The 10807-nt window shown below is 46.9% G+C and carries 10 protein-coding genes; 6 read left to right on the forward strand and 4 right to left on the reverse strand.

What is annotated here, in order from left to right:
* Nucleotides 1-25: 25 nt before the first annotated feature.
* A complete protein-coding gene (locus H6F93_RS03470; RefSeq protein WP_190679236.1) occupies nucleotides 26-193 on the reverse strand; it encodes a hypothetical protein in 168 nt (55 codons plus the stop codon).
* Nucleotides 194-581: 388 nt separating this feature from the next.
* Here H6F93_RS03470 and serA point away from each other — a divergent pair, with 388 nt between their 5' ends.
* The gene (gene serA, locus H6F93_RS03475; protein ID WP_190679237.1) at nucleotides 582-2162 is read left to right on the forward strand and encodes a phosphoglycerate dehydrogenase; all 1581 of its coding nucleotides are present in this window, start codon (nucleotides 582-584) and stop codon (nucleotides 2160-2162) included.
* A 6-nt stretch (nucleotides 2163-2168) separates the two neighbouring features.
* Here the strand turns inward: serA and H6F93_RS03480 are convergent, their stop codons facing one another.
* The 3 genes from H6F93_RS03480 to H6F93_RS03490 all read right to left on the reverse strand — a co-directional run bounded on the left by H6F93_RS03480 (nucleotide 2169) and on the right by H6F93_RS03490 (nucleotide 5658).
* The gene (locus tag H6F93_RS03480) at nucleotides 2169-2819 is read right to left on the reverse strand and encodes an alpha/beta hydrolase family protein (protein WP_190679238.1); all 651 of its coding nucleotides are present in this window, start codon (nucleotides 2817-2819) and stop codon (nucleotides 2169-2171) included.
* A gap of 1152 nt (nucleotides 2820-3971) precedes the next feature.
* The gene (locus tag H6F93_RS03485; protein WP_190679240.1) at nucleotides 3972-4745 is read right to left on the reverse strand and encodes an ABC transporter permease; all 774 of its coding nucleotides are present in this window, start codon (nucleotides 4743-4745) and stop codon (nucleotides 3972-3974) included.
* On the reverse strand, nucleotides 4738-5658 hold the full coding sequence (locus tag H6F93_RS03490) for an ABC transporter ATP-binding protein (RefSeq protein ID WP_190644756.1): 921 nt from the start codon (nucleotides 5656-5658) through the stop codon (nucleotides 4738-4740). The genes H6F93_RS03485 and H6F93_RS03490 overlap by 8 nt, the downstream gene beginning before the upstream one ends.
* A 161-nt stretch (nucleotides 5659-5819) precedes the next feature.
* Here H6F93_RS03490 and H6F93_RS03495 point away from each other — a divergent pair, with 161 nt between their 5' ends.
* The 5 genes from H6F93_RS03495 to H6F93_RS03515 all read left to right on the forward strand — a co-directional run bounded on the left by H6F93_RS03495 (nucleotide 5820) and on the right by H6F93_RS03515 (nucleotide 10772).
* Nucleotides 5820-6722 carry an alpha/beta fold hydrolase gene (locus H6F93_RS03495; RefSeq protein ID WP_190679242.1) on the forward strand — a complete coding sequence of 301 codons (903 nt, stop codon included), beginning with the start codon at nucleotides 5820-5822 and terminating at the stop codon, nucleotides 6720-6722.
* A gap of 45 nt (nucleotides 6723-6767) precedes the next feature.
* A complete protein-coding gene (locus tag H6F93_RS03500; RefSeq protein ID WP_190679245.1) occupies nucleotides 6768-7535 on the forward strand; it encodes a proteasome-type protease in 768 nt (255 codons plus the stop codon).
* Between the two features lie 860 nt (nucleotides 7536-8395).
* On the forward strand, nucleotides 8396-9706 hold the full coding sequence (locus tag H6F93_RS03505) for a response regulator (RefSeq protein ID WP_190679247.1): 1311 nt from the start codon (nucleotides 8396-8398) through the stop codon (nucleotides 9704-9706).
* Nucleotides 9707-9850: 144 nt separating this feature from the next.
* A complete protein-coding gene (locus H6F93_RS03510; protein ID WP_190679249.1) occupies nucleotides 9851-10216 on the forward strand; it encodes a response regulator transcription factor in 366 nt (121 codons plus the stop codon).
* Nucleotides 10217-10232: 16 nt separating this feature from the next.
* On the forward strand, nucleotides 10233-10772 hold the full coding sequence (locus tag H6F93_RS03515; protein WP_190679251.1) for a chemotaxis protein CheW: 540 nt from the start codon (nucleotides 10233-10235) through the stop codon (nucleotides 10770-10772).
* The last annotated feature ends 35 nt before the right edge of the window (nucleotides 10773-10807 follow it).

The raw sequence follows: 10807 nt of genomic DNA on the forward strand, positions 1-10807 counted from the left end.
CATTGGGTTTGATTTTGGCTAAGTTCTAACCTTTATTTAGAAGGGGAATCTGGATACGAAAGGATGAATTGGACAAAACTTCGTTAACGCCTGCAAAGTCAAGCTGAATCTGCCCTGAGATCACTGCGATCGCTGCGGTGATAGCGATCGCCTGAATAACGGAGACAGCTTTGTAGCTAAGGGAGCGTGCCATGACGAATTCTCTGATCAGGATATTATTCGTTATCGTGCCTATTTAGAGAAATAGAAGTGACTTCAACGCCCTTCTTGGTGAGATCTTCATCACAACTAACACCAATTCCTAAAATTAGGGCTATAGGTGGAGGGGCATCCCACAGAGCGGGATGCCCCTCCACCTATAGCCTCTTTTGAGAGAAACGTTATAACAAGTTACCTTCCTAAAATTTTTGGGAAAGCCAAAATTTTTTAGTTGCTTGAGAGGGCCGTCCCACCTTTGCAGTAGAATGACCTTCTGTGGAAAATCTGAATTGATGGCTAGGGTGCAAGCAACGGTGTTGACTTCCCCATACCAATTTTCCAGCTCATTGCTCAGACACTCTTGTTGAACTCGCCTGCCGATCATGCCAAAGGTTCTCGTCTCAGATCCAATTGACCAAGTTGGAATCGATATTCTCTCTCAAGTTGCCCAGGTCGATGTCAAAACAGGTCTACCAGTAGAAGAGCTGGTTCAGATCATTCCAGACTATGACGCACTCATGATCCGCTCTGGCACCCGTGTGACGCAAGAGGTGATTGAGGCTGGGACTCAGCTCAAAATTATCGGACGTGCGGGCGTTGGGGTTGACAATGTTGACGTGCCTGCGGCGACCCGTCGCGGTATTGTTGTCGTCAACTCGCCCGAAGGAAACACGGTTGCCGCAGCCGAACATGCGGTGGCAATGATGCTGTCGATGTCGCGGCATATTCCTGATGCTAACCAGTCCGTTAAAAGCGGCAAGTGGGATCGCAAAAGCTTCACAGGGGTAGAAGTTTATAAGAAAACATTGGGGATCGTAGGGCTAGGCAAAATTGGCTCTCATGTGGCGGCGATCGCCCGTTCAATGGGAATGCGCCTGCTGGCCTTCGATCCGTTTCTCTCTACCGAACGCGCCGACCAAATTGGCTGCCAGTTAGTTGAGCTAGACTTGCTGTTCCAAGAATCGGACTACATCACACTGCACTTGCCCAAAACGCCAGAGACCTATCACTTGATTAATAGTGAATCTCTGGCAAAAATGAAGCCCACCGCTCGAATCATCAACTGTGCCAGAGGTGGCATTATTGACGAGCAGGCATTAGCAGAGGCGATCGAGCAGGGCAAAATTGCTGGGGCTGCGCTGGATGTATACGAGACAGAGCCGCTGGGTGATTCTCCTTTGCGATCGCTGGGTAAAGAGGTCATCCTGACTCCGCACTTGGGTGCATCCACAGAAGAAGCTCAGGTTAACGTCGCTATTGATGTCGCCGAGCAAATCCGTGATGTGCTGTTAGGATTGCCCGCTCGTTCTGCGGTTAACATTCCTGGTCTACGACCTGACTTGTTGGAAAAACTGCGTCCTTACTTGCAACTGGCAGAAACCTTAGGCAACCTGGTTAGCCAACTGACAGGAGGACGGGTCGAGTCATTCAACGTCAGGCTGCAAGGCGAGTTAGCCAATAGCGAAAGTCAACCTGTTGTAGTCGCTGCGCTGAAAGGACTGCTCTCTCACGCCCTGCAAGAGCGAGTCAATTACGTCAACGCCAGCATTGAGGCAAAAGAACGGGGAATTCGGGTGATCGAAACCCGTGATGCTGCGGTCAAAGACTATACGGGATCGCTGCACCTGATGGCTAAAGGCTCTCTCGGCGAACATTCAGTGACGGGAGCGCTGTTGGGCGATAGCGAAATTCGGATCACCAGCATTGACGAATTTCCGATCAACGTTCCGCCTAACCGCTACATGCTGTTTACGCTGCACCGTGACATGCCAGGAATCATTGGCAAAATCGGTTCTCTGCTAGGCAGCTTCAATGTCAACATTGCCAGTATGCAGGTTGGACGCAAGATTGTCAGAGGTGATGCAGTCATGGTGCTAAGCATCGATGACCCACTGCCCGAAGGCATTTTGGCAGAAATCGTCAAAGTCCCAGGCATTCGCGATGCTTATACCGTAACGCTTTAGCCACGATCAAAAAATTCTATCTTGATCCATCTGTTCGCTTAGCCAAGCCCGAATGGTTTGGTGCACTTCTCCAGCAACCTCATCTAATCCATGACCTGCGTTGGGGTAAAGCACCAGCCGCTTGGGCTCAAGTGCCCTATTGTAGACGTAGCGTGAGCAGAGTGACGACAACACAGAATCGTGTGTACCATGCAGCAGCAATAGTGAGCAGTGGCTTGCCAATGCTGAAACAGAATCTGTGCCGTAGGATTGTGTTGCTAGAGTCACCACCGTGCGAACCACCTCTGCTTGAGCTGCTGCTTGAATTACAACCGCACCGCCAAAAGAATGACCAATCAGGGCGATCGCCTCAATTCCTTCATTCTCTAGATAATTGATGCCCGCTAACACGTCTAGAACGGACTCTTTCAGGTGCGTGGAGTTGCGAAACTGAAGGCGTAGTGCAGCAATGCCATCACTCATTAAGTCTTGACAAAGCCGAGGATAAAGCCCTTGCGCGGGGGTATCCCAATTTCCACCAATTCCACCAACCCAAATCGCAGCTTGTTTAGTTGCTTCTATTCGGTAATATTGGCAATGAACAACTCCTTGGGGTGTTGCCAGTTCAATTGGATAGTAGCTGTGCTGACGGGGTTCGCCCCCAAAATCTTGAAACATCGTTCTGAAAGGCTTACTGTTGCTAGATAGCACACGCTTTCTCCTATCTTGTATAGATTCAGTTTCAACGTGGCGGGGATAAATATCCTCTACCTGAAGCCCAGGATAGGTCTGCGATTCCATTAAGATGAAAGGTTACCCCAAACACAGTTAGGCCGTAGAAACGGTTACTTATTAAATACTTATTGAATAGGTAAACAGGGACGGAGATTCTCATCAAAAACGTAGCATCCGTTCACGTCCAAGCTGTTCTCTAAGTTAATGACATCCTGGCTGCTAGAACTCACGGTAACATCTGGAATAGCCCTCTGGTTTTGACTACTGCTGCGACTGTTGGGATGGGTAGCACAGATTCGGGTTAAATTCACTACTCTGCCATCTTCGGTTCATATGTAGCAAAAGAAAGTATCGTTCAAGTTAGATTCGCTCAACAGCGGAGAGATCAATGGAAAAATAAGAGTGTCGCCAGCAGCAATCTAGGTAAGAGAGGCGATCGCCAACCATAAGAAAGTAACCGTCAAAACACCTGTCAAACTCAAAAACTTCAGCATAGGATTACTTCGATACAATTGGAGAACTCACTTACAACTCAAAACTCAAAATCTATCACTTGCATAAATGCTTGTGTGGAAATGCCAACGCTAGTTAGCACAATGCTTAACGCACTTACGACGGGTAATATTTTCAGCAATCGCCGTTGACTGAGAACTTGTTTTAACAGTCGCTTAGTGTAAACGAGCAATCACTCCAATCCAGTCAGCACGATCGCTAAACCTGTACTGAACGCCAGCACCAACACCAGCCCAACAGCCACATTACCTAAAGCGATCGCGCTAAGCAACAACTAAATCATGTACCTAATCGTGAGCATGAGTATGGCTATGGATAGGGAAACCCTCACACTCACTATGTCTTTGAATCGGGATAAGCCGCTTATGTTATGGAAAAAGTTCTTTCAATAATCGGCTTATGTTAAAGCGCTGCATGAGTAGGTTCAAATCGCCAGCAGTACTCCACCAACTGTATATCCTACAAACCCTGACGTGGTGAGAGCGATCGCTGAGTTGGGGTCAATACAAGTAGACTTCATCCATTTGGATTGCAGACGAAGCAATTTTTTTGGTGCTGTGAACAAAAGCCTCAGCCAAAGTCTCAATATCCACCCAATCTGCCTCTGCGTTTGGTCTCGCGTTCGGCTTGACGAAAGAGGAACAGTCCCAAAGAAAAATAGACGACTCCATTGGCGAGGGCGATCGCCCACTGTCCCCAGTTCAGCCCCAATTCCCGCGCCATCAGATCTCGCAGTAGTCCTGCTCCGGGTGTCATCGGCAGCAGCAGCGCAAATATTCTGCCTGACCCAACCCAGGTCTCAGTAGGAACGGATAGTAAAAATAGCAAAGCAAATTGAAAAATACCGAGTAATTGTTGGACTCGTTTCAACAACAGGGCTAGGGACCCCATTGCAAACGCTAGCCCGTAGGCTCCTAGCAGCACGGTGATAAAGGGCAATAGCAGACTGGGCGGAAAGGAAAGCTGACTGCCCGTGATCGCAATGATGATGAGTAAAATGCTGATATTAAGTGTGATTTGAATGGTGAGACTGGCGATCGCTCTCACCAAAAAAACCTTTGATGCATTAAAAGGTGAGAGAAAAAGCTGCTCCAAAGTTCCGGTTTGCGCCTCATTTTGCAAACCTCCAGCAATGTCACTCATGATAAACAATACTAGTGTCCACAGGACATAGCCAATTACAACGGCGTCCAGGCGATCGCCAAACTGAAGCCCTGGTCCTGCAATATATTGGGCACTGAGAAAGAGTCCATAAAAAATGGAGGTTGTGATAATGATGCCGCCAATTGCCTCTGTAGAATAGCGAATCAGTTGAATCCAACTGCGCCTGAGTTCTGCCAAAAATAGCTCAACCAAGGGTTTTCTCCCGCACCAGTTTTAGAAAAATATCTGTTAAGTTCGCTTGATCTCGGTAGACTCTGACCAGTGGTAGAGGCTTCAGCACATCAAGGATTTGATATAGCTCGTCTGACTCACGCACATAAATCAACTGTCCTTGAAAGGTGCCACCTAACTCTTTCACTTTACTCACTTTTTCTGAGTCTAAAGGATGCTCTAGCTCAATCGTGTAAGCGGTTCCTGAGAACTGGCGAATCAGTTCTGAAGTAGGTTCTTCAATTGCAATTTTGCCCTGTTGGATAATTGCGACCCGATCTGAAAGTTCTTCTGCAATGTCGAGTTGATGTGTAGTGAGTAAGATGGCTCGCCCCTCAGCAGCAATTTCACGAATCAACTGTTTTACGGTTTGGGTAGCTTCTACATCCAGTCCTAAAGTGGGCTCATCCAACAACAACAGTTGCGGATCGTGAATTAGGGAAACGGCGATCGCCAGTTTTTGCTGCATCCCGCGTGAGAGCGTTTGCACGGTCGTACTTCTTTTGTCGGCTAGCCCAAATCGTTCCAATAATTCTTGCCCACGCTGCCGAGCAGTACGACGAGTTAGACCGCGCAGCACGCCAAAATATTCCAAATTTTCCTGGGGCGTGAGTCGCCAGTAGAGGTTGCGGTTGCCCTCCAAAACAGCACCAAGCGATCGCAAGGCACGTGAGTCGCGATGAGGATTGCGTCCAGCAATGCTGACCCACCCCTGATCAGGCAAAATCAGCCCAGCAATCATCTTGATCGTGGTTGTTTTTCCGGCTCCATTTGGCCCTAAAAATGCCAGAACCTCACCCACCGACAATTCCAGGGAAACATCCTGAACTGCTTCTAGCACCTTGCCCTGAGATCGATAAGTTTTTCGCAGACGTTGAGCTTCGAGGACTCTCATAGTATTTCTAAGATTGACTGAAGTAGAGAGCCAGAAGAAGCACCTCTTAACCTGTATTCTCACAAATTTGAAAGGGGTAAGGTAAGCTGCAAAATGGTAGATGTGCTTTTATCTAACTCACGCTAGCCTGATCGGTTGATCCGTGTGAATGAGGTGTACGTATGTTTATTCCACCGGGATTTTATCAACACTCTGTCATGACCTCACTGGGAAAGATGGTCTACTACACGGCTGAGGGTCAGCCTTGGGTGACTCAAGAAGTGCCCCATGCCGATGTCCCTACACTCGTCTTCTTTCACGGCTTTGGTGGCGGCTCTTCTTCCTATGAGTGGTCTAAGGTTTATCCTGCCTTTGCCGCCCAATATCGCATCCTGGCACCTGACCTGATCGGCTGGGGGCAGTCTGACCATCCCGCCCGCGACTATAAAGTTGAGGACTATGTAAACACGCTGATTGAATTCATGGAAAAGACGTGCAGTGGACCGACAACGGTGATTGCGTCGTCTTTGACGGCTGCTTTTGCGATCCGAGCGGCGATCGCCCGTCCTGAATTGTTCAAATCCCTCATCCTCACTACCGCCGCAGGGCTATCTGACTTTGGTGAAAACTACACTCGCAGCTTCTTCACTCAATTAGTGAATATTCCTGTAGTTGATCGCCTGTTTTACACTGCTGGAGTCGCTACCGGCTTTGGCATTCGCAGCTTTTTGGAACAGCGTCAATTTGCCCGTCCAGAGCGAATTTCTGACGAAATTGTTGAGGCATACCTGGAGTCGGCGACCCAGCCCAATGCTGAATATGCAGCCCTTTCGTTTGTGCGGGGCGACCTGTGCTTTGACCTATCGGAATACATGACCCAGATCACCGTGCCAAGCGTAATCCTCTGGGGTGAAAAATCTCAATTTACGGGTCCAGAAATTGGTCGCCGTCTAGCTGAAATGAATCCTACTGTGGTTCAATTTCATCAGCTTACTGATGTTGGGCTAACTCCCCAGCTCGAAATTCCTGCTGTCACTGTTGGCTTGATTCAAAAGTTTCTACCCCCGCTAGAGCCAGCAGAATAGAGCATCAGCATAGCGAGCAACTACAGAGGACAACAAACTACGGCTATGACCTATTGCCTGGGCATTATTACTCAACATGGACTCGTGATTGCTGCTGACTCTCGCACTAATGCGGGCGTAGACTACATCTCTACCTACCAAAAGCTATTTGACTTTTCCTTGCCTGACCAGCGAGTAATTTTGCTCTGCACGTCTGGCAATCTGTCGATGACTCAGGCTGTTCTCCATGCCCTGCGGCGTGACCTTAAACTAGGGGAAGGGGACACCCTTCACAGTTTGCCTACCCTATTTGACACGGCTCGTTACGTAGGCGCTAAAATTCGTCAAGTGCAAGAGCAAGACCGCTCATGGCTAGAGCGCGACAAAATTGACTATCACTGTAGCTGCCTCCTGGGAGGACAACTTCCAGGGGAAGAGCCAGCACTCTATTTAATCTATAGCCAGGGCAATTTTGTTCAGGCGACCCGAGAAACACCTTTTCTGCAAATTGGTGAAACCAAGTATGGCAAACCGATTCTCGATCGCACCTTAACTTTTGAAACGCCCCTAGAAGCCGCCACAAAATGTGCGCTTTTATCAATCGACTCAACCATGAAATCCAATATCTCGGTTGGGCCACCGATTAATCTCATTAGCTATGCTGCTAACAGCTTTAATGTTAAGCATCAGCTGCGGCTCCGAATTGGAGATCCGTACTTAGCCAAAATTCGCAAGCTTTGGGAAACGTCGCTTCGTCAAGCGTTTGACCAAATGCCCGATATCGAGTGGGATCACGATTTAGGAAACTTACAGGAAGATATTTTCACAGATTAGTGGCTAATGTGAAGAGATTTGCCTGATTTTTCAAGCTGTCCTAAAAGCTGTCCTAAAAGCTGGATTTACGACTATATAGACTGACCAACAAGCTTCTGTGAACTTCAAGTTATGCGCTTGACAGGACTGCATCTGCAAGACAATCATGGATTATTACGGTGAAAATACCTAAGGTCAATAACTCGTTGAGGCTCTGAAGTGCTAGCTACAGTAAAAATACGTACTAGCAAACGACGCACAAGCTCTAAGGGGTGCAGAAAATTAAAGCTGTGTTGCAGAAAGTCAGAGTTGTGTTGCAGAAAGTCAAGGTTGTGTTGCATATTAGAGTAGGTTGTTGCATGGACTGTTTCTATAGATTGTTCAGAGCTGTCCTTCCGAACTGATTTTCATCTACCAGGTTCATTTCAGTTCGTTCTACCTACAGATTTATCTACCGCAGTTTTAATTGCACCGTTTTTTAGTCTCAAGCGGTGTCCTAGTTGGCATAGTTTTTACCAGTACCAGTAGAAGTTTATTTGCGTGTAAGAAGGGAACCCAGTGTTAGCCTGACAACATCTAATTTGACGCTCCAAACGACTCTCCTCCCTTACTCTCTTTTGACACAGGCTAGGGTAGACACAGTCTTGCCTGAACTCAAAATGCTGCTTTTAGCCCTCAAGTGGGATCTTGAGGAATTGCGCTAAAAGCAAAAGCTTACATTCTTAGATTGAGAGATCAGGATCATTTCTTAAACCAGCCTCTGACACTTCAACTCAATAGAAGTGAAGGGATTTGCTTCGACTACCAATTTTTAAGTTAAACCTCTTCAAAATCTGCCTAAAGACGCGCAGCACACCAATCGGATCAGATATCTCATTCCCATGCTTACTCCAACATCTATTAGCTCATTAGAACCTCCTGTAAAGACTTGTGAGATAGAAAACCTCAGCGAATTGATTAAACATATTCAATCCTGTGAACTGCAACAGTTTACAGGACGACTAGATTTAGATATTAAAGAAGCCTCAAACTCACTGTGGAGTTTGTTCTTTTATACAGGAAAGTTGGTTGGAGCCGCCAGTGAGATGCATTCAGTTCGATGCTGGTATCGCCAAATGGCTCAAGCTTGTCCCCAATTCAAGCAGGCTACCTATGAGCGCAAGCTAGACCAACCGCAATGGAGTTATTTCTCCATCCAAAATTTGTTGAAGCAGGGAAAAATTCCACAGAAGCAGTTAGAGAGTGCGATTGAGGGCTGTGTCACTGAGATTTTGTTTGATATTTTTCAGCAAGATCAGCAACAGGTTGAGCGCTTGCCGATCCAGTTAAGTTATCGTCGGGTTCCTCCTAAATTTCAAGATTTGCTGCAAATTCCCATTTCAGCTCAGCAGGTTTGGCTCAAGGCTTCACACGACTGGAAACTGTGGCAGCAGGCGGGTTTTGATCAATATTCTCCAAATCTAGCTCCTGTTATTTGGAGTAAAGAGGAATTACGCAAACATACTTCACCTGCGGCATATCAGAATGTGACTGCGTTAGTGGATGGCGATCGCACTCTACGAGATTTGGCAATTCGACTAAAACAGCCCTTGGTATCTTTAACCCGTTCCATCATGCCCTACGTTAACCGAGGCATTATGGGGCTAATTGAAGTTGAGGACTTTAACACTTCAGCCTTACCTAACTCTAGTGCTGCTCCCTCTACATCGACAGCTAATCAGCAAGAGCCAGCAAAACCTCTAGTGGTTTACATTGATGACAGCCGCTTTGACCGAATCACAATGGGACAGATTTTGCTCAAAGCAGGCTACCGATTCATCAACATTCAAGACCCATTACAGGCATTGCCAACGCTGATTGAGCAGAAACCTGATCTCATTTTTCTAGACTTACTCATGCCGGTCACCAATGGATATGAGGTATGTGCCCAGATTCGCCGTGTCTCAGCACTTAAAAATACCCCAATCATCATGGTGACTAGCCGAGATGGAATCGTTGATCGAGTACGCGCCAAACTGGTGGATGCAACTGGCTTTATTGCTAAGCCAATTGAATCAGAAAAAGTACTCACAACTTTGCTGGAGCATCTACCAACGGTTCAGGCTGATCATCCTTCTCCTCAGCCTCAAACGTTAAACAGAAACCTGATTGATTGGCAAAAAAAATTGGGAAGCCCTGTAAAGCAACTCTAACTTCCCTGAAAAGACTCTGCTGGGTCAATGGCAAGAAGAGTTTTACAGCCCAATGGACGGAATCAGGAAAGTATCCGGAGAAGCAAGCCAATTAAAGGGTAAAAGCAGATACCACTTATAAGTTCTATTTTGTAAACACGGCACATGAGTACAGTTCTTTTAGTTGAAGATAGTCGCACAGAAACCGAGGTGCTTACTCGATTTCTTAAACAAGCAGGGTTAGAGGTAATCAGCGTTGCGTCTAGTGAAGATGCTCGGCTTAAGCTTCAGTTGTATAAGCCTGACCTGGTGTTAATTGATGTAATTTTGCCAGGACAAAGCGGGTTTGAATTCTGTCGTGAGTTAAAAACTAATGCCAACACGCAAGGAATTCCAGTTGTAATTTGTTCAACCAAAGGAACTGAAGTCGATAAACTTTGGGGCTTGCTGCTGGGGGCAGATGCCTATATGCCTAAACCTGTTGAGCAAGAAGAATTAATCCATACCGTAAAGCGGTTAATGACAGTGTGACGTAGAACAAAATTTTATGGCAACTTCACTTGATCCAAAGCTGCCAGTGAGTTCAATGCTGGCAGCGGCGAGTCTTGATTTTCTATCGCCCGAATTGCCGCCACCGGACAACCGGGAGCGGTTACTCCGCGTACATTTGAGTTTACAAGATAGCGCCTTATTACCGCTGAAACACACAACAGAAGTAATCAGGGTAAATGGAGAGGATATTTTGCCCATTCCTGAAATGCCTGATTGTGTCTTAGGCATTTGTAACTGGCGAGGAGAAATGCTTTGGCTAATTGACATGAGTCATTTGGTGGGGCTTTCTCCCCTATCCTGGCGAAAACAAGGGACGGCAACACCCTTTGTAGTTGTAACTGAAAGTGATGAACAGGCATTAGGACTGCTAGTGATGCAGGTTGAAGAGGTTGAGTTCCATTCCTTAGAAAACCTCCAGGCACCCACATTAGGCTTGCTTTCGCCGGGGTTAATGCCATTTGTGTTAGGGGTTTTGCCAAATAGTGGCACTCCTGTTTTAGATGTTTTGGCGATCGCTCAGCATCACTTTGAATAACTCAATGAGTTATTCGTTAAAAGCTAGCAGCTCAA

Source organism: Leptolyngbya sp. FACHB-671 (genome assembly GCF_014695745.1).
Classification (GTDB): Bacteria; Cyanobacteriota; Cyanobacteriia; order Elainellales; family Elainellaceae; genus JAAUTN01.